Source organism: Aquabacterium sp. (assembly GCF_044226965.1).
Lineage (GTDB): Bacteria > Pseudomonadota > Gammaproteobacteria > Burkholderiales > Burkholderiaceae_C > Pseudaquabacterium.
Genome location: NZ_JBGAGA010000052.1, coordinates 23,774 through 41,684, shown reverse-complemented (window position 1 = coordinate 41,684; position 17,911 = coordinate 23,774). Strand labels below are relative to the sequence as shown.

At 73.1% G+C, this 17,911-nt stretch carries 14 protein-coding genes; 7 read left to right on the top strand and 7 right to left on the bottom strand.

Annotated elements, in window-relative coordinates:
- The 7 genes from ACILR4_RS20420 to ACILR4_RS20390 form a co-directional block, all read left to right on the top strand.
- On the top strand, nucleotides 1-767 hold a 767-nt coding region (locus ACILR4_RS20420), incomplete at its 5' end, for a sensor histidine kinase (protein WP_395702711.1).
- Nucleotides 764-1,858, top strand: coding sequence for a sensor histidine kinase (locus ACILR4_RS20415; protein ID WP_395702710.1), 1,095 nt, complete (start codon nucleotides 764-766; stop codon nucleotides 1,856-1,858). The genes ACILR4_RS20420 and ACILR4_RS20415, both read left to right, overlap by 4 nt.
- Entirely contained in the window at nucleotides 1,855-2,658 is an 804-nt protein-coding gene (locus ACILR4_RS20410; protein WP_395702709.1) for a LytR/AlgR family response regulator transcription factor, read from the top strand. The genes ACILR4_RS20415 and ACILR4_RS20410 overlap by 4 nt, the downstream gene beginning before the upstream one ends.
- Nucleotides 2,659-2,700: 42 nt before the next feature.
- Nucleotides 2,701-5,202 (top strand): hypothetical protein, encoded by a 2,502-nt coding sequence (locus ACILR4_RS20405; protein ID WP_395702715.1) that lies wholly within the window; start codon nucleotides 2,701-2,703, stop codon nucleotides 5,200-5,202.
- Complete coding sequence (locus tag ACILR4_RS20400; RefSeq protein ID WP_395702708.1) at nucleotides 5,186-6,880, top strand: M14 family metallopeptidase; 1,695 nt, start codon at nucleotides 5,186-5,188, stop codon at nucleotides 6,878-6,880. The genes ACILR4_RS20405 and ACILR4_RS20400 overlap by 17 nt, the downstream gene beginning before the upstream one ends.
- Nucleotides 6,881-6,906: 26 nt before the next feature.
- Entirely contained in the window at nucleotides 6,907-7,605 is a 699-nt protein-coding gene (locus tag ACILR4_RS20395; RefSeq protein WP_395702707.1) for a response regulator, read from the top strand.
- Between the two features lie 133 nt (nucleotides 7,606-7,738).
- Nucleotides 7,739-8,620, top strand: a complete 882-nt coding sequence (locus ACILR4_RS20390) for an intradiol ring-cleavage dioxygenase (RefSeq protein ID WP_395702706.1) — start codon at nucleotides 7,739-7,741, stop codon at nucleotides 8,618-8,620.
- Nucleotides 8,621-8,626: 6 nt separating this feature from the next.
- On the opposite strand, the gene ACILR4_RS20385 is transcribed toward ACILR4_RS20390, so the two are convergent.
- The 7 genes from ACILR4_RS20385 to ACILR4_RS20355 form a co-directional block, all read right to left on the bottom strand.
- Complete coding sequence (locus ACILR4_RS20385; protein ID WP_395702705.1) at nucleotides 8,627-10,774, bottom strand: ATP-binding protein; 2,148 nt, start codon at nucleotides 10,772-10,774, stop codon at nucleotides 8,627-8,629.
- A 21-nt stretch (nucleotides 10,775-10,795) separates the two neighbouring features.
- Entirely contained in the window at nucleotides 10,796-11,614 is an 819-nt protein-coding gene (locus tag ACILR4_RS20380) for an ABC transporter substrate-binding protein (RefSeq protein WP_395702704.1), read from the bottom strand.
- Between the two features lie 6 nt (nucleotides 11,615-11,620).
- On the bottom strand, nucleotides 11,621-12,349 hold the full coding sequence (locus ACILR4_RS20375; protein WP_395702714.1) for an HD-GYP domain-containing protein: 729 nt from the start codon (nucleotides 12,347-12,349) through the stop codon (nucleotides 11,621-11,623).
- 50 nt (nucleotides 12,350-12,399) lie between these two features.
- Entirely contained in the window at nucleotides 12,400-12,786 is a 387-nt protein-coding gene (locus ACILR4_RS20370) for a response regulator transcription factor (protein WP_395702703.1), read from the bottom strand.
- Between the two features lie 27 nt (nucleotides 12,787-12,813).
- The gene (locus ACILR4_RS20365) at nucleotides 12,814-14,472 is read right to left on the bottom strand and encodes a methyl-accepting chemotaxis protein (protein WP_395702702.1); all 1,659 of its coding nucleotides are present in this window, start codon (nucleotides 14,470-14,472) and stop codon (nucleotides 12,814-12,816) included.
- 115 nt (nucleotides 14,473-14,587) lie between these two features.
- A complete protein-coding gene (locus ACILR4_RS20360) occupies nucleotides 14,588-16,777 on the bottom strand; it encodes a PAS domain-containing protein (RefSeq protein WP_395702701.1) in 2,190 nt (729 codons plus the stop codon).
- A 25-nt stretch (nucleotides 16,778-16,802) separates the two neighbouring features.
- On the bottom strand, nucleotides 16,803-17,894 hold the full coding sequence (locus ACILR4_RS20355) for an HD-GYP domain-containing protein (protein ID WP_395702700.1): 1,092 nt from the start codon (nucleotides 17,892-17,894) through the stop codon (nucleotides 16,803-16,805).
- Nucleotides 17,895-17,911 lie beyond the last annotated feature (17 nt).

Sequence of the window (17,911 nt, the reverse complement as noted above, 5' to 3'; positions counted from 1 at the left end):
CCGGTGGCCCGCCCGGCTGGGAGAAGCTGCTGCGTGCGCTGTGGCGCGCGACGCCGGTGCAGTTGCTGGCCGGCAGGGCGCTGCTGCTGATGCTGTGGGCGGTGGCCACGGGCCGGCGCGCGCAGATCCAGCGCGCGCTGCAGCAGTCGCAGCTGGTGGCCGAGCGCGACGCCGCCGCGCGCCATGCCGCCGAGGCCCGGCTGCAGCTGCTGCAGGCGCAGATCCAGCCGCACTTCATCTTCAACACGCTGGCCGCGCTGCAGCACTGGGTGGACACCGGCGACGCCCGCGCGCCGGCGCTGCTGCGCTCGCTGACGCAATTCCTGCGCGGCTCGACCGAGCTGCTGGCGCGCGAGCAGGCCACGCTCGGCGACGAGCTGGTGCTGGCCCGCCACTACCTGGCCATCATGCAGGCGCGGCTGGGCGAGCGGCTGGACCTGGCTTTCACGGTGGCCGACGACTGCCTGGACCAGCCGCTGCCGCCGGGCCTGCTGCTGACCCTGCTGGAGAACGCCGTCGAGCATGGCGTCGCGCCCGCGCTGCAGCCGGCCGGCATCGCGGTGCGCGCGCAACGCGTGGCCGGCCGCTTCGAGCTGGCGGTGCTCAATGGTGGCCAGCCGCTGGCGCCCGGCTGGCACGACGGCGTCGGCCTGGCCAATTGCCGCGAACGGCTGCAGCACCGCTTCGGCAGCGCGGCCAGCCTGAACCTGCAGGCCACCGACGCCGGCACGCTGGCCCGCGTGACGATCGAAGGGCGGGCGGCATGACCACCCTCGATCGCCATCGCGAGCGCATCGACTGGAGCCAGCTCTGGTATCCGGGCCCGGCCCGGCCGTTCACCGACGAGGAACTGGCCCGCGCCGGTCACGACCGCCCCAGCCCGACCCTGCTGATGGTGCTGGCGGTCAACCTGTTGGCGTGCGTGGTCGCCGGCCTGCAGCTGTTGCCTGCGCCGGCCGTGCCCTGGGTGGGGATCACGCTGATGGCCGCGCTTTATCCGGTATATCGAGCGGCCATGTGGTTATGGCGAAGGCCGACCCGGGGCCGCTTGCTCGGCGTCTCGATGGTCTGCGCGTTCGGCCTCGTGGCGCTGGCCTATGCGGCCCGGCCCTGGCTGCCCGATCCGGACCTGCGCCGCTGGGTCGGCGGCGCGATCAGCCTGGTGGCGATGGCCAGCTCGCTGGCGTTCTGGGCCCTCACCGTGTTCCGCGCCCACCAGATCGAGGCCCGCCTGCGCGAGCTGGCCGAGCGCGAGCAGGCCATCGACATGGCGCGCCAGCTGGCCAGCGCGCAGATCCAGCCGCACTTCCTGTTTAACACGCTGGCCTCGCTGCAGCACTGGGTCGCGTCGGGCGACGCCCGCGCCGCGCCGCTGCTGGCCTCGCTCACCGCTTACCTGCGCGCGACGCTGCCGCTGTTCCAGCACCGCCTGCTGAGCCTGGGCGAGGAGCTCGAAGCCGCGCAGCGCTACCTGGAGGTGATGCAGGCGCGCCTGGGCGAGCGGCTGCGCTTCACGCTCGAGGCCGATGGCCTGGCGCGCACGCAACGGCTGCCGCCGGGGCTGCTGCTGACCCTGGTGGAGAACGCCGTCGAGCATGGCGTGCAGCCCAGCCTGCAGGGTGCCGAGATTGCGGTGCGCGCCTGGCGCGAGGGCGAGCACACGCTCGTCGAGGTGCGCGACAGCGGCGCCGGCCTGGCGCTGCCGTTGCAGGAAGGCCTGGGCCTGGCCAACTCGCGCGCCCGCCTGGCCCAGGCCTGGGGCGACGCGGCCGCGCTGAGCCTCGAACCGCAAGCCGGCGGCGGCACCTGCGCCCGCCTGCGGCTGCCCTTGCAGACCCTGTCCGCCGACCGACCATGAACGACGCCACCGACACCCCCCGCATCGGCATGCCCGTCATCGACACCCCCGTCACCGCGCTGATCGCCGACGACGAAGAGGCGCCGCGCGCGCAGCTGCTGGCCGCGCTGCAGCGGCGCTGGCCGGCGCTGCACGTCGTCGCCGCCGCGGTCAACGGCGCCGACGCCTGGGACGCCTTCCTCGAGCACGAGCCGGCGGCCTGCTTCCTCGACATCCGCATGCCGGGCCTCAGCGGCATCGAGGTCGCGCAGCGCATCGGCGGCCGCGCACAGGTGGTGTTCGTCACCGCGTACGGCGACCATGCGCTGGCGGCCTTCGACGCCGGCGCGGTCGACTACGTGCTCAAGCCGGTCGACGACGAGCGGCTGGCGCAGGCCATCGCGCGCGTGCAGGCGCGGCTCGACCGCCCGCCGCCGCCCGATGCGGCGCTGCAGGCGCTGCTGGCGCAGCTGGCCGGCCAGATCCGCCGCCCGGCGCCGCCGGCGGTGATCCAGGCCAGCGTCGGCAAGGAGGTGCGGCTGATCCGCGTCGACAGCGTCGTCTACTTCGAGGCCGACGCGCGCTACACCCGCGTCGTGCATGCCGACGGCGAGGCGCTGATCCGCACGCCGCTGAAGGAGCTGCTGACGCAGCTCGACGGCGAGCGCTTCTGGCAGGTGCACCGCTCGGTGATCGTCAACCACCTGCACATTGCCGCCGCGGTGCGGGTGGACGAGGGCACGATGCACCTGACGCTGCATGGCCGGCCCGAGAAGCTGCCGGTGTCGCGCCACTTCCAGCCGCGCTTCAAGGGGCAGTGAGGCGGGGCGCAGGCCTTCGGGCCTCTGCGACACTCCGCCGCCATGGCTTCGATCGGTGCCGCCCTGCTGTCCGCCTTGTGCCTGGTGCTCGCACTGGGCCTGGGCTGGCATCACCCGCTGGTCGGCGCGGGCTCGGCGCTGCCGATCGGCCTGATCGCGCTGGCCGCCTGGCGCTGGCGCTGGGTGGCGCTGGCGGCCGTGCCGGCGCTGCTGCCGCTGGTCGACCTGACGCCGTGGACCGGCTGGTTGCTGGTCGAGGAGTTCGACCTGCTGCTGCTGGCCGCTGCGGCCGGCGCCTATGGGCGGCTGGCCTGGCCGGCGCCCGAGCCGCCGGCGCCCGATGGCGGCGTGCCGCGGCTGCCCGCGGTGCCGCTGGTGTCGGTGCTGCTGGTGCTGCTGGCGCTGGGCTCGGTGGGGCTGTCGATGTGGCGCGGCGTGGCCGATGCCGGCGGCTGGCAGTTCGGCTGGACCCAGGGCTACCGCGAGCCGATGAATGCACTGCGCCTGGCCAAGGCGCTGCCGGCCGCGCTGCTGTGGTGGCCGCTGTGGCGCGCGGCCTGCCGGCAGGACCTGCCCGGCGCGCAGCGCCTGCTGCTGCGCGGGCTGACGCTGGGCCTGGCCGGCTGCGCGATGGCCGCGCTGTACGAGCGCCTGGCCTTCACCGAGCTGCTGAACTTCTCGTCGGACTACCGCACCACCGCGCTGTTCTGGGAGATGCATGTCGGCGGTGCCGCGCTCGACGGCTACCTGGCGATGACCTTGCCGTTCGCGGTGCTGCTGGGGCTGCAGGCCCGTGGCCGCGCCGATCTCGGGTTAGCGCTGTTCACGCTGCTGCTGGCGGGCTATGCCGCCCTGACCACCTTCTCGCGCATCGTCTACGTCGCGCTGCCGGCCGGCCTGGCGTTGATGGCGGTGCTGGTCGTGCGCCAGCGCCTGGCCGGGCGCGACGCCGATGCGCGCCGACAGCTGGGCGCCCAGCTGCTGCCGGCGGCGCTGCTGCTGGCCGGCTTCGCGGTCGCGGCCTTCTTCGTCTTTGGCGGTGCCGGCTACCGCGGCCTGCTGGCGTTGATCGGCTGCGTCTGGCTGATGCTGCCGCTGGCGCATGAGGCGGCGCGCTTCGGGCGCGCGGAATGGTCCGCCGGCCTGCTGCTGGGCCTGGTGGCGGCCGGGCTGTCGCTGGCCGCGGCCACGGCCGTGCCGAAGGCGCCGTACATCGCCTTCGGCCTGTGGCTGCTGGCCAGCGGCGCACTGCTGGCCTGGCGGCTGCGCCAGGGGCCGCCGACCGCGGGCCCCAGCGTGCTCGGCGCGCTGGCGCTGGCCGGCTTCATCGCCGCGCTGGCGGCGATGGTGCAGGTGGCCGACCATTGGGGCTATGCGAAAGGCCTGGCCGCGGCCTGGCCGGTGGCGCTGCTGCTGTTCGGCGTGTTCGTCGCCGCGGCCACGCAGCCGCGCCTGCGCTGGCCGGCCGCGCCGCGCTGGCACGGGCTGATGGCCACCGCGCTGGTGGCGATGGCCGCGATGGTCGCAGTGTTCGGCGGCGGCGCCTACATGACCGAGCGCCTGTCGGCGTCCGAAGGCGACCTGGGCGGGCGCGAGGCGCATTGGCGCCGCGGCATCGGACTCACCGAAACGGCCGAACAGCAGTGGCTGGGCATCGGCCTGGGCCGCTACCCCGAGCACTACGCGATGACGGCCGGCCCCCAGGAGCGGCCCGGCGACTTCCGGCGCCAGGCCGAAGGCGACCGTGCCTGGCTGGTGATGGCCGCCGGCACGCACATGATCGGCTGGGGCGAGATCCTGCGCGTCTCGCAGCGGATCGCGCCGCCCGAGGGCAGGCTGACGGTGGCCTTCGACGCCCGCGCCGACAAGCCGGTGAACGTGCATGTCGACGTCTGCAAGAAGCACCTGCTGTACGACGATGGCGGTTGCCAGGTGCGCAACCTCGAGGTGCCGGCCACGCAGGGGCAATGGCAGCACTTCAGCCAGCGGGTCGACGGCGAAGGGCTGCCGCCCGATCCGTGGTACCTGCCGCGCGTGGTGGTGTTCTCGATCGGCAGCGAGACCGGCGCGGTGCCGGTGGCGCTGGCCCACCTGTCGCTGAAGGACGCCAGCGGCCGCGAGCTGCTGCACAACGGCGACTTCGAAGACCGCGGCAGCGGCGGGCTGGCGCGCTGGTTCTTCTCCAGCGACCGCTTTCACCTGCCCTGGCATGCGAAGAACCTGGCCGTGCACCTGTGGGTGGAGCAGGGCGGCCTCGGCCTGCTGATCGCCGGCCTGGTGTGGCTGGCGGCGATGGGGCGCGTCACGCTCGGCAGCGCGGCCGCGCAGCCGCTGGCGCCGGCGCTGGCCGCCGCGCTGCTGGGCTTCATGATCGTCGGGCTGGTCGACAGCCTGCTGGACATGCCGCGCGTGGCCTGGCAGTACCACGTGCTGGCGCTGGTGGCGCTGACGCTGCAGCTGCCCTACCGGTCGCGGCGCGGCGCCGTGCGACACTCGATTTCCCCTCCTGTCGACACTTCCGCGCGCCGTGGCCCCTCTGCCTGACCCCCGCTTCGACATCTTCTACCGCCATGCCGAACTGACCGGCCTGCTGCAGGAATACGCCGCCGCGCGGCCCGAGCTTGCGCAGCTGCGCTCGATCGGCAAGAGCCACGAGGGGCGCGACATCTGGGTCATCGCGCTGACGAATGCCAAGACCGGCGCCGACCGCGACAAGCCCGCGTTCTGGATCGACGGCAACATCCACGCCGGCGAGCTCACCGCGTCCACGGCCTGCCTGTACTGGCTGCACCAGCTGCTGTCGGGCCACGGCAGCGACGCCAAGGTGACGCAGCTGCTGGACACCCGCGCGGTCTACATCTGCCCGCGCGTCAACCCCGACGGCGCCGAGCTGGCGCTGGCAGACAAGCCGCGCTACATCCGCTCGTCGACGCGGCCCTACCCCTGGGACGAAGACCCGGTGGAAGGCCTGACGGCCGAGGACATCGACGGCGACGGCCGCGTGCTGCACATGCGCGTGCCCGATCCGCACGGGCCCTGGAAATGCCACGAGGCCGACCCGCGGCTGATGGTGCCGCGCGAGCCCGGCGAGTTCGGCGGCCAGTACTACCGCGTGATGCCCGAGGGCACGCTGACGCACTACGACGGCCTGCGCATCAGCGTGAACCCCGACCGCGAGGGCCTGGACCTGAACCGCAACTTCCCGGCCTACTGGCGCCAGGAGTTCGAGCAGAAGGGCGCCGGCCCGTTCCCGACCAGCGAGCCCGAGGTGCGGGCGATGGTCGAGTTCATCACCGCGCATCCGAACATCGGCGCCGCGGTGAGCTTCCACACCCACTCGGGCGTGATCCTGCGGCCGATGGGCACGCAGAGCGACGACGACATGACGCCCGAGGACCTGTGGGTCTACAAGCGCCTGTCGGCGCTCGGCGAGAAGCTCACCGGCTACCCCTCGATCAGCATCTTCCACGACTTCAAGTACCACCCGAAGGAAGTCATCACAGGCACGCAGGACTGGATCTACGAGCACCTGGGCGCGCTGTTCTGGACCGTCGAGATCTGGGCCCCGAACAAGGAAGCCGGCATCACCGACTACGACTGGATCCACTGGTACCGCGAGCACCCGGTCGAGGACGACCTGAAGCTGCTGAAGTGGAGCGACGAGCAGTGCGGCGGCCAGGCCCACGTCAACTGGTACCCGTACCGCCACCCGCAGCTGGGCATGGTCGAGCTCGGCGGCTGGGACCGGCTGAACTACTGGCGCAACCCGCCGCCGCAGCTGCGCGAGCGCGAGGCCGCGCGCTTCCCGGCCTGGCTGACGCAGCTGGCCCTGAGCCTGCCCAAGCTCGAGGTGCTGCGCACCGAGGTGCGCGCGCTGGGCCCCGACACCTGGCGCGTGCGCTTCGCGGTCGGCAATGCGGGCTACCTGCCGTCGAACATCAGCAAGCGCGCGCTGGAGCGCAAGACGGTGCGCGGCACCGTGTTCGAGCTGCACCTGCCGCCGGGCGTGGCGCTGGTGTCGGGCCCGCAGCGCATCGTCGGCCCGCACCTCGAGGGCCATGCGCCGAAGAACTCGCTGCAGGCCTTCCTGCCGAACAAGGAGATCACCGCCGACCGCGCGGTGGCGGAGTGGGTCGTCAAGGCGCCGCGCGGCACGCACCTGGCGCTGACCGCCAGCGCCGACCGTGCCGGCACCGTCCGCACCGAAGTCACGCTGGATTGAGGCGCTGACGTGCCAAAGGAGCGGCCATGCTGAACTGCCTGCTGCTCGACGACGATGCCGCGATCCGCGAGCTGGTGACCGGCTACCTCGGCCAGCATGGCATCAGCGTGCAGGCGCTGGCCGATGGCGCGAGCTTCCGCCGCGTGGCGCCCACCGCCGAGGTCGACGTGGTGCTGCTCGACCTGATGCTGCCCGACGACGACGGCCTGGCGCTGTGCCGCTGGCTCAAGGGCACGCGGCCGGCGCTGCCGGTGATCATGCTCACCGCGCAGGGCGACCCGATCTCGCGCGTGCTGGGGCTCGAGCTCGGCGCCGACGACTACGTGCCCAAGCCCTTCGAGCCGCGCGAGCTGGTGGCCCGCATCCGCGCGGTGCTGCGGCGCGGCCAGGCGCTGGCCGCGGCCGTGCAGGCCGAGACGCGCTTCGCCGGCTGGACCTTCGACCGCATCCGCCGCCACCTGCTGGCGCCCGACGGCACGCTGGTGTCGCTGTCGGCGGCCGAGTTCCGCCTGCTGTCGGCCTTCGTCGACCATGCCGGCCAGGTGCTCAGCCGCGAGCGCCTGCTCGAGCTCACGCGCACGCCCGGCGTCGAGGCCACCGACCGCAGCATCGACCTGGCGGTGTCGCGCCTGCGCGGCAAGCTGGGCGATGCCGGCGGCGAGACCCAGATGATCCGCACGCTGCGCGGCCAGGGCTACGTCTTCGATGCGGCCGCCGGCCGCTGACCGAGCGTCCCGACACAGGCTGTGCCTTGTGTCGGCAGCGACACAAAGCACCTGCCATTCGCGCAACACCGGCGCTTCACACTGCAAAGCAGCGCGGCGATGTCCGCCGCCCGAAGCAAGCAGGAAGACTCCGATGGCTCACGCGCAAGAACCCCATGACCACGGCCTGGCCGCCGACCTGAACCGGCTCGGCCAGCAGCTCGCCGGCCGCCGCGACACGCTGTTCTGGCTGCTCGGCGCCGGCGCCGCCGGCTCGCTGCTGATGGCCGGCTGCGGCGGCGGCGGCGACGAGGCCGGCGGCACGACCGGCACCACCACCGGCACCCTCATCGGCAGCACCGGCACGACCACCACCACCACCAGCGGCAGCTGCAGCGTGATCCCCGAGGAAACCGCCGGCCCCTACCCCGGCGACGGCTCGAACACCGCGAACGGCAGCGTCGCGAATGCGCTGGCGCTGACGGGCATCGTGCGCAGCGACATCCGCTCGAGCATCGGCGGCGCGACGGGCGTGGCCGACGGCGTGCCGTTGACCCTGAGGCTGCAGCTGGTCAACACGGCCGGCAGCTGCGCCGCGCTGGGTGGCCGCGCGATCTACCTGTGGCATTGCGACCGGCAGGGCCGCTACTCGATGTACTCGAGCGGCGTCACCGGCGAGAACTACCTGCGCGGCGTGCAGCAGACCGACGACAGCGGCAACCTGGTGTTCACCACCATCTTCCCCGGCTGCTACGACGGCCGCATGCCGCACATGCACTTCGAGGTCTATCCCAGCCTGGCCAGCGCCAGCGGCTACGGCAGCAAGATCAAGACCTCGCAGATCGCGTTCCCGGTGAACGTGTGCAACGAGGTCTACGCCAGCAGCGGCTACAGCACCAGCGCGACGAACTTCGCGCGCATCAGCTTCGCCACCGACAACGTGTTCAGCGACGGCGTCACGCTGCAGCTGGCCAGCCTGACCGGCAGCGTCAGTGCCGGCTACGTCGCCACCCTGCAGGTCGGCATCGCGGGCTGATCGCGCTCACAGCGGCATCGGCATCGTCTCGGCGCTGGCGCGTGCCGGCAGCCGCAGCGTGAAGCAGGCGCCGCCGCCGGGGGCGTTGGCCGCGTCGATGCTGCCGCCATGCGCCACCACGATCTTGCGGCAGATCGCCAGGCCCAGGCCGGTGCCGCCGGAGCCGTCCTTGGTGCGGCTCGATTGCACGAAGGCCTCGAAGATCGCCTCCAGCTCGGCCGGCGGCACGCCGGGACCATGGTCGCGCACGCGGATCGCGATCAGGCCGTCGTCGACGCTGGCCGAGAGCTCGATGGCGGCGCCCGTCGGCGAGAACTTGATGGCATTGGCCAGCACGTTGCGCAGCACCTGCTCGATGCGCAGCGGGTCCACCTTGGCCGTCAGCGGCAGCTCGCCCAGCGCCAGTTGCAGCCCGAGGCCCTGGCGGTCCAGCAGCGGCTGCAGCTCGCGCGCGACGCCGCGCACCAGGCGGCGCAGGTCGACACGCTCGACGTGGAAGGTGCCCACGGTGCTGTCGATCTTGGCCACGTCCAGCAGGTCGTTCACCAGCGCCAGCATGCGGTGGCCGGCGCCGTGGATGTCGCAGAACATGCCGGCCAGGCGCTCGTGCTCGCGGGCGCGCACGATGCCCAGCTCCGAGAAGCCGACGATGGACTGCAGCGGCGTGCGCAGCTCGTGGCTGATGTTGGCGATGAATTCCGACTTCGCGCGCGAGGCCTCCTCGGCGTTGTCGCGCGCGAGGGTCAGCTCGCCGTTGAGCTGCTGCAGCCGCTGCTCGGCACGCCAGCGGTCGCTGACGTCGGCCGCGCTGCCGGCGAAGCCGACCACCTGGCCGCGGTCGCGCAGCGGCACCACGGCGATGTCCAGCCAGCGGGGCTCGCCGCGCTGCACCGCGATGCCCACCGCCGCGGCGCTGCGGGCGAGATCGCCGGGGCCGGCCTGGAACAGCGTGTCGATGCGCGCGGCGTCCGCGGGCAGCACGGTGTCGCGCAGCCGCTGGCCGACGGTCTGCTCCGGGGTCCGGCCGCTCCAGGCGGCCCAGCGCTGGTTGACGAAGGTGATGCGGCCCTGCGCATCGGTGCGGAACAGCAGGTTCTGCACGCTGCGCACCAGCACGCTGAGTTCGCGTTCGCTGTGCGCGACGCGGGCCTGCGCCTCGTCGAGCAGCGCGCGAGCGCGTGCGCGGGCACGCAGGCTGCGGCAGCCGACCCAGGTGGCCGCCAGCACCAGCGCGATGCCCAGGCCGCCGAAGGCCAGCGCCCAGCGCATCGTCTGCCACCAGCGGGCCTGTGCCGCGTCGACCGGATACTCCACCACTGCCACCAGCGGCAGGCTGCGCGAAGCGCGGAAGGCCAGGATCTGCGTCGTGCCGCTGGAGCCGGTGCCCAGCAGCGCGCCATGCTCGTGCCGGGCCAGCTGCCCGCGCGGCACGGCATGCCAGCGCAGGTCGTCGCCGGGCACGGGCGCCACCAGGCGCGAGGCCGCCAGCAACCGGCCGTCGTAGCCCAGCAGCAGCGCCCGCGCGCCCTCGGCCTCGCCCTGCAGCGCGCTTTCCTGGTAGTTGCCGAAGGCATCGGGGTTCATCACGCCCAGCAGCAGCAGCGGCCGGCCGCCGGGCAGCTGCAGCCCGCGCAGCAGCGGCACGAAGGCCAGGCCGCGCGGGCTGGCGCCGTGGCGGGCCAGCGCCGCCAGCCCGCGGCCCGGCAGCGGCGGGCCGATGCGCACGGCGCCGGTCTCGGGCAGCGGACCCAGCGTCGCCAGCGGCAGCTGCAGGCCGGTCTCCTGCGGCACGCTGCTGGCCAGCACGCGCCCGTCCAGGTCTACCAAGGCCACGCTGCGCAGCAAGGGCAGGCCCGGCATGGCCTGGCTCAGCAGCGGCGCGAGCTGGCGCTCGTTCAGCGGCTCGCGGGCGCTGGCCAGCAGGCCGGCCAGCGCGCCCAGCGCGGTGCTGCTGCTCTCGAAGCCGCGCGTGGCCTGGTCTTCCAGCTGGCGTGCCAGCAGTTCGCCGCGCGCCATCTCGAAGGCCAGCGCGTTGCGCCGCTCCTGCCAGCCCAGCAGCAGCGCCACCAGCAGCAGCACGGCGGCCAGCGTGCCGCCGGCAGCCCAGGCCAGGCGGGTGGCGCGCGATTCGGCGTCGGCGATCGGGGTGGACATCGTGGCCGCGTATTTCGCTAGTTATCGAACGACGATGGACGCCAGCCCGTGCCGGCGTGCCGCGGCGAGCAGGCGGCCGTCGCGCTTGATGCGGCCGACGAAGTCGTCGATCGTCGCCGACCAGGCCTCGTCGCCCGGCGCGCTGGCATAGGCATAGGGCAGCACGTGGAACGGCGCGGGCGGCGAGATCAGCGTGGCCCAGTCGGCGTTGTCCAGCAGCCGGCGGCTGTACGGGTAGTCGGTCATGAAGACGTCGACGCGGCCGGCCTCGAGCTCGCGCTCGCGCGTTTCGGGTGGCCGCACCGCGACCATGCGCGCCTGCTTCAGCGCCGCGCCCATCACCGGCTCCATGAAGGTGCCGGCCTGCACCGCCACCACGACGCCGGGCTGGTCGATGTCCCGCCACTGGCGCACCAGCTTGTTGCTGCGGGTGGTGATGGCGTAGATGTCGCTCTGCAGGTAGGGCTGGCTGAACTTCAGCTTCTCCATGCGCTGCGGCAGCATGCCGATGGCGAACATGGCGATGTCGCAGCGCTCGCCGCGCAGGTCGTCGATCAGTGTCGGGAACGAGCTCTCGACGTACTGCAGCTTCAGCTTCAGGTCGGCGGCGAGTTCGGCCGACAGGTCGATGTCGATGCCTTCGAGCCGCGCGGTGCGCGGGTTGCGCCATGTGATGCCGTAGTAGTCGGGCCAGATGCACACGCGCAGCGTGCCGCCGGCCTTGAGCCGGTCGAGCACCGGGCCGGCGCGGGCGGCGCCGGGCGCCAGCAGCAGGGCGGTCATCAGGGCAGCCATCAGGATCCAGGCCGCTGCAAATGCTTGATAGGAACGGGGCTTCATCGGGCGTCAGTCCATCAGGTCGGCGAAGCTCGGGCGCTGGCGGTTGACGCGTTCGCGCAGGCCGATCATCGCGTCGGCCTTGGCCAGGAAGGCATCGACCAGGCGCGGGTCGAAGGCGCGACCGCGCTCGGCGCGCAGCATCTCCAGCGCCACCGCGTCGGGGAAGGCCTTGCGGTAGACGCGGTCCATCGTCAGCGCATCGAAGAAGTCGACCACCGCGACGATGCGGCCGGACAGCGGGATCGCCTCGCCGGCCAGGCCGGCGGGGTAGCCGCTGCCATCCCAGCGCTCGTGGTGCGTCATCGAGACCTCGGCGGCCAGCTGGAACAGCGGGATGCGCGAGCGGCCGAGGATCTCGGCGCCGATGGCCGGGTGGCCCTTCATCACCAGGCGTTCGTCGGGTGTCAGCGCGCCGGGCTTCTTCAGCACGCTGTCGGGGATGCCGATCTTGCCGATGTCGTGCATCGGCGCGGCCTGGCGCAGCAGCTTGGCCCAGGCCGGGCGCTCGCCGAGGGCCAGCGCCAGCGCCTGCGCGAGGTAGGCGATGCGCACGATGTGCACGCCGGTGTCGTCATCCTTGAAGTCGGCGGCGATCGACAGGCGCAGCAGCGCCTCGTGGTGCGCACGGGCCACTTCCTGCAGCGCGTCGTTGCGCTCCTGGTACATGCGGCGCAGGTCGGTGACCAGCTGCTCCATCTGGGCTGCGGCCGATTGCGCGAAGCACAGTTCCTGCATCGCCGGCTCGCAGGGCGGGCGCGATTCGACCAGCGGCGCGTCCGACAGCTTCATCGCAGGGTCTCGCTCGTGGCCGTGTGGCGCTGGATGGTCTCCAGCAGCGCCAGCGGGCTGAAGGGCTTGAGCAGGTAGGCATCGGCGCCGGCGGCCAGGCCGGCCTCGATGTCGCGGCTGTGGCCGCGCGCGCTGAGCAGGATGATGCGGGTGTGCGCCAGCCTCGGGTCGGCGCGCAGGCGGCGGCAGGCCTCGAGCCCGTCGTACTCGCCCGGCATCATCACGTCCAGCAGCACCACGTCGGGCCGCAGCGCGGGCGCGGCGGCCACCGCGTCCGGCGCGTTGCCGACCTCCTGGATCAGGTGGTCCTCGAACTCCAAGGTCATGCGGATCAGCTTGCGGATGTCGGCATGGTCTTCGACGATCAGCGTGGTCAGGGTCATGGGTGGGCTCGTGCGGTGGGGCGGGATTCAGGGCAGGCGGAAATTCGCGACCTCGGCCGAGAGGCCATCGGCCTGCTCGCGCATCGCGGCGGCCGCGGCGGCGGTCTGTTCCACCAGCGCGGCGTTCTGCTGCGTGGTGCGGTCGAGCTCCTGGATCGCCTGGCCGAGCTGGGCGATGCCGGCGCTCTGCTCGCGCGCGCCGGTGGCCACCTCGCCGAGCAGTTCGTCGACGCGGCGCGAGGAGCCGAGGATGTCGGCCATCGCCGCGCCGGCCTGGCGCACGACGCCGGTGCCGGCTTCGACCTGCTCGACGCTGCCGACGATCAGCGTCTTGATCTCCTTGGCGGCCGAGGCGCTGCGCTGCGCCAGGCTGCGCACTTCGGACGCCACGACGGCGAAGCCGCGGCCCTGTTCGCCGGCGCGCGCCGCCTCGACCGCGGCGTTGAGCGCCAGGATGTTGGTCTGGAACGCGATGCCGTCGATGGTGCCGATGATCTCGGCAATGCGCGACGAGGAACCGCGGATCGCCTCCATCGTGCTGACCACCTGGCCCATCACGCGGCCGCCGTTGTCGGCCACTTCGGCGTTGTGGCGCGCCACCTCGGCGGCCTGGGCGGTGAGCTCGGCGCCGTTGCGCACGGTGGCCGAGATCTGCTCCATCGACGCGGCCGATTCTTCGAGGCTGGCCGCGGCGGCTTCGGTGCGGGCCGACAGGTCCATCGCGCCATGGGCGATCTCGCCGGCCGAGCCGAGGATGCCGTCGCTCGAGCCGCGCACGCGGCTGACCACCGAGCGCAGCGAATCCTGCATGCTGCGCAGGTCCAGCATCAGCTCGGCGGCTTCGTCGCGGCCCCAGGGCGAGGGCGAGGTGGTCAGGTCGCCGTCGGTCATCGCCCGCAGGTGGCGGCGCGTCTCCTTCAGGCCGCCGTCGATCACGCGGTAGAAGCACAGGAACAGGTAGGCCGCGAGCAGCACCGTGCCCAGCACCACGCCGGCGATGTGCAGCGCCTTGCGGCGCTCGGCCTGCTTCAGGTCGCCGGTGTAGACGCCCGAGCCGACGATCCAGCCCCAGGGCGCGAAGCCCTTCACGTACGAGATCTTGTCCACCGGCTGGTCGGCGCCGGGCTTGGGCCACTGGTAGGCGACGAAGCCCTGGCCGTTCCTGCGCACCGTCTCGACCATGGCCTGGAACAGCGCGAAGCCGTTGGGGTCCTTCATCGCGCCGAGGTCCTGGCCGTTCAGCTCGGGCTTGATCGGGTGCATCAGCATGCGCGGCTGCATGTCGTTGACCCAGAAGTACTCCTGGCCGTCGTAGCGCAGCTGGCTCAGGGCCTGCAGTGCCTGGCGCTGGGCCTGCTCGCGCGGCAGCCGGCCGGCGGCTTCCTCGCCCTGGGCCCAGGCGATCAGGCCGTGGGCCACCTCCACGTGCTGGCGCGTGGCGGCCATGCGGGCGGCCAGCGCGTCGTCGTAGGCGGTTTCCAGCAACCAGCCCAGCAGCCCCAGCACCGGCAGCAGGAAGGTCAGCGAAATGATCAGTGCCTTGGCGCTGAAGCGCAGCTGGCGGAACAGCCGCACCCCCGGGGCCCACGGCCCATGGTGGGCAAAGAAGCCGGCGTGGCCGGTGTCGGCAGGGTTGACCGGGGCAGGCCTGGGCGCAGCGGACCAGGCGGGCGAGAGCGTGGACATGGGGAGATCTCCGGGCGGCGAATGGCGTTGTCGATCAGCGCGGCGCGGCCCCTTCGCCACGCGCCTGTGCCGGGTGTATCGGCCGTGGCCCGGAATACTTTAGTAGAAATGATAATTAAATTGAATTTGCACAGCCGCCCGCGACCAGCGGCCGCAGCTGCGCGGCGGCGGCTTCGTGGTCGAAGCGCCGCAGGTGCTCGGCGACGGCGGCCGCCACGGCCGCGCCCTGCTGCTCGCGCAGCGCGGCGGCCAGCTGCTCGAAGCGCGCGTGGCTGGCGTAGTCGCCGGCTTCCAGCAGGCGCAGCAGTTCGGCCAGGCCCTGCGCCAGCCGGGCGTCCAGGGCGCCGGGGCCAGGCAGCGAAGGCCGGGCCGGCGGCCCCGGCAGCGCTGGCGCGGGCACGTCGTCCAGCGCCGCGGGCGCGGTGCGCGCGGCCAGCCCGCGCTGCAGGCGCACCGTGAACCAGAACTCGCTGCCGCTGCCGGGCTGGCTCTGCGCGCCGGCCTCGCCGCCCATCAGGCGGGCCAGGCGCTGGGTGATGGCCAGTCCCAGCCCGGTGCCGCCGAAGCGCCGCGTCATCGAGCTGTCGGCCTGCGCGAACGGCGCGAACAGCTGGCCCAGCCGCTCCGGCGCGATGCCGATGCCGGTGTCGCGCACGCTCAGGCGCAGCAGCAGGCCCTGGGCGTCTTCCCCGAGCAGCGCCACGCGGACCTCGACGCGGCCTTGCGGCGTGAACTTCACCGCGTTGCTCATCAGGTTCAGCAGCGCCTGCGACAGGCGGCCGGGGTCGCCGAGCAGCGCGTCCGGCACGCCCGCTGCCTGGACGTCCAGCTGCAGGCCCAAGGCCTGCGCGCGCTCGGCCACCTGCTGGCGGCAGCGCGCCAGCTGGTCGGCCAGCGAGAAGTCGATGGCCTCCAGCGCGACGCTGCCGGCATCCAGCTTCGAAAGGTCGAGGATGTCGTTGACCAGCTGCAGCAGCTGCCCGGCGGCCTCGTGCACGCGGTCCAGCCGCTGGCGGTCGTGCGGCGCCTGCGCGTCGCGGCGCAGCAGGTAGCCCAGCCCGATGATGGCGTTCAACGGCGTGCGGATCTCGTGGCTCATGTTGGCCAGGAACGCGCTCTTTGCGCGGTTGCCGGCCTCGGCGCGGTCGCGCGCGGCCACCAGCTCGGCATTGGCCTGCTGCAGCTGCCGGGTGCGCGCGTCCACCAGTTCCGCCAGGTGCTCGCGGTGGCGCAACAGCTCCTGCTCGGCCTGGCGGCGCGCGGTGATGTCGGTGTGCATCACCACCGCGCCGCCGGTGCTGGTGCGCAGCGGCGCCACGCTCATGCGGTACCAGGCCGGGCGGTCCGGCCCCGGGCAGTCGTACTCGCATTCGTACTGCGCCAGGTGTCCCTGCAGCACCGCCTCCAGCGCCTCGGCCACCGCGGCGGCCTGCGCGTCGCCACCCGCGGCCGAGGCGCGGCAGGTGCCCAGGTAATCGCCGCCCACGCCCAACCGGGGCAGCAGCTCGCGCGCCGCGTTCTGCAGCGCGAAGCGGGCCCAGGCCGCGTTCACCGCGACGATGCGGCCGGCACGGTCCAGCACCGCCATGTGGTCGGGCAGCGAGTCCCCCACCGCCTGCAGCAGCTCGCCGGCCTCGCGCAGCGCCAACTCGTCGCGCTTGCGCTCGGTGATGTCGCGCGAGATGCCGAACAGGCCGGCCACGCGGCCCTGCGCATCGCGCAGCGGGCCCTTGGTCGCCAGGAAGGTCCGCGGCCCGAGCGCGGTGGCCAGCGTCTCCTCGAAGCTGGCCACGCCGGCTTCGACCATCACCCGCGCGTTGTTGGCCGCGAGCAGCGCCGCATCGCGCGGCGGGAACAGCGAGCGGTCGTCCTGGCCGACGATGTCGGCCACCGCGCGGCCGATGTAGCGTGCTGCCTCGCGGTTGCACAGCAGGTAGCGGCCGTCGGCGTCCTTCGCGAAGATGGCGTCGTTGGAGCCGTCGGCAATGGCCTGCAGCAGGTCCAGCGCCTGCAGGCGCTGCTGGTGCTCGGCCAGGCGCTGCTGCTGGCGCCCCAGCGCCCGGCGCTCGCGCGCCAGCAGCAGCAGCGCCGACAGCCCGACGAAGGCCCAGCCCTTGAACGCCGAGATCTTGAGCAGCAGCACGCGGTCGCTCACCAGCAGCGAGAGCAGCGCGTCGGTGCCGAGGATCCAGGCGCAGCCCAGCACCGCGTAGCCCAGCGCGAAGCGCGTGGCCTGGCGCAGCAGTGCGCGCCGTTCGTCGATGCCCGGGGGCGCCGGTGCGGCGATCAGCGGGGAGGGGGGCATGGGACGGCCGCTCGCGCTCGACCTTTCACGCCGGGGCGTCGTCGGCCAGGCTGCGGGCGATGTCGCAGTAGGCCTCGTAGTCGGCCAGGAAGGCGTCGACCAGGCGCGGGTCGAACTGGCGGCCGCGTTCGGCGATGAAGTGCCGGCGCAGCGCGCTGAAGGACAGCGGCTGGCGGTACACCCGCGGCGTGCTCAGCGCATCGAACACATCGGCCATCGCCATCAGCCGCGCGGGCAGCGGAATGGCCTCGCCGGCCAGGCGGTCGGGGTAGCCGGTGCCGTCCCAGCGCTCGTGGTGATGGCGCGCGATGCACTTGGCGTCGGCCAGGAAGGGCAGGGACTGCTGCAGGTCGCGTTCGGCACGCTCGAGCGTGGCGGCGCCCAGTGCGGCATGGTTCTGCATCACGCGGCGCTCGTCGGCGTCCAGCCGGCCGGGCTTGCGCAGCACCTCGTCGGGAATGCCGACCTTGCCGATGTCGTGCAGCGGCGCGGCCTTGACGATGGCGGCGATGCGGTCTTCGCCCAGCTGGTCGGCGAAGGCCGGCTGCGCGGCCAGGCGCTGGGCCAGGCGCCGCACATAGGCCTGCGTGCGCAGCAGGTGGCGACCGGTGTCGTCGTCGCGCGTCTCGGCCAGGCGGGTCAGCGCGTGCAGGGTGGCGTCCTGCGCCAGCTGGTTGTCCTGGCGCTGGCGCTGCAGCTCGACTTCCAGGGCCTGGCGGGCCTGCAGCAGGCCGCGCCGCGCCCGGGCCATGGCCAGGTGCATCTGCACGCGGGCCAGCACCACCGGCAGCCGCAGCGGCTTGGCCAGGTAGTCCACGGCGCCCAGCTGCAGACCGCGTTCCTCGTGCGCCGCATCGGCCAGCGCGGTGACGAAGATGACCGGGATGTCGCGCGTCTGCGGCATTGCGCGCAGGCGCTGCAGCACGGCGTGGCCATCCATGCCCGGCATCATCACGTCCAGCAGGATCAGGTCGGGCTGCGGCGCCTGGGCGGCCAGGCGCAGCGCGCGGGGGCCGTCGAGCGCGGTGCGTACGCGGGCCAGCGGGCTCAGCGTCTCGCCGAGCACGGCCAGGTTGTCGGGGTTGTCGTCCACCACCAGGACAGTCGATGCGGGCATCGGCCGATTCTGGAAAA

Coding starts and splice junctions, on each gene's coding strand:
- ACILR4_RS20415 (WP_395702710.1), top strand. CDS start 764: ATGACCACCCTCGATCGCCATCGCGAGCGCATCGACTGGAGCCAGCTC.
- ACILR4_RS20410 (WP_395702709.1), top strand. CDS start 1,855: ATGAACGACGCCACCGACACCCCCCGCATCGGCATGCCCGTCATCGAC.
- ACILR4_RS20405 (WP_395702715.1), top strand. CDS start 2,701: ATGGCTTCGATCGGTGCCGCCCTGCTGTCCGCCTTGTGCCTGGTGCTC.
- ACILR4_RS20395 (WP_395702707.1), top strand. CDS start 6,907: ATGCTGAACTGCCTGCTGCTCGACGACGATGCCGCGATCCGCGAGCTG.
- ACILR4_RS20390 (WP_395702706.1), top strand. CDS start 7,739: ATGGCTCACGCGCAAGAACCCCATGACCACGGCCTGGCCGCCGACCTG.
- ACILR4_RS20385 (WP_395702705.1), bottom strand. CDS start 10,774: ATGTCCACCCCGATCGCCGACGCCGAATCGCGCGCCACCCGCCTGGCC.
- ACILR4_RS20380 (WP_395702704.1), bottom strand. CDS start 11,614: ATGAAGCCCCGTTCCTATCAAGCATTTGCAGCGGCCTGGATCCTGATG.
- ACILR4_RS20375 (WP_395702714.1), bottom strand. CDS start 12,349: ATGCAGGAACTGTGCTTCGCGCAATCGGCCGCAGCCCAGATGGAGCAG.
- ACILR4_RS20370 (WP_395702703.1), bottom strand. CDS start 12,786: ATGACCCTGACCACGCTGATCGTCGAAGACCATGCCGACATCCGCAAG.
- ACILR4_RS20365 (WP_395702702.1), bottom strand. CDS start 14,472: ATGTCCACGCTCTCGCCCGCCTGGTCCGCTGCGCCCAGGCCTGCCCCG.
- ACILR4_RS20360 (WP_395702701.1), bottom strand. CDS start 16,777: ATGCCCCCCTCCCCGCTGATCGCCGCACCGGCGCCCCCGGGCATCGAC.
- ACILR4_RS20355 (WP_395702700.1), bottom strand. CDS start 17,894: ATGCCCGCATCGACTGTCCTGGTGGTGGACGACAACCCCGACAACCTG.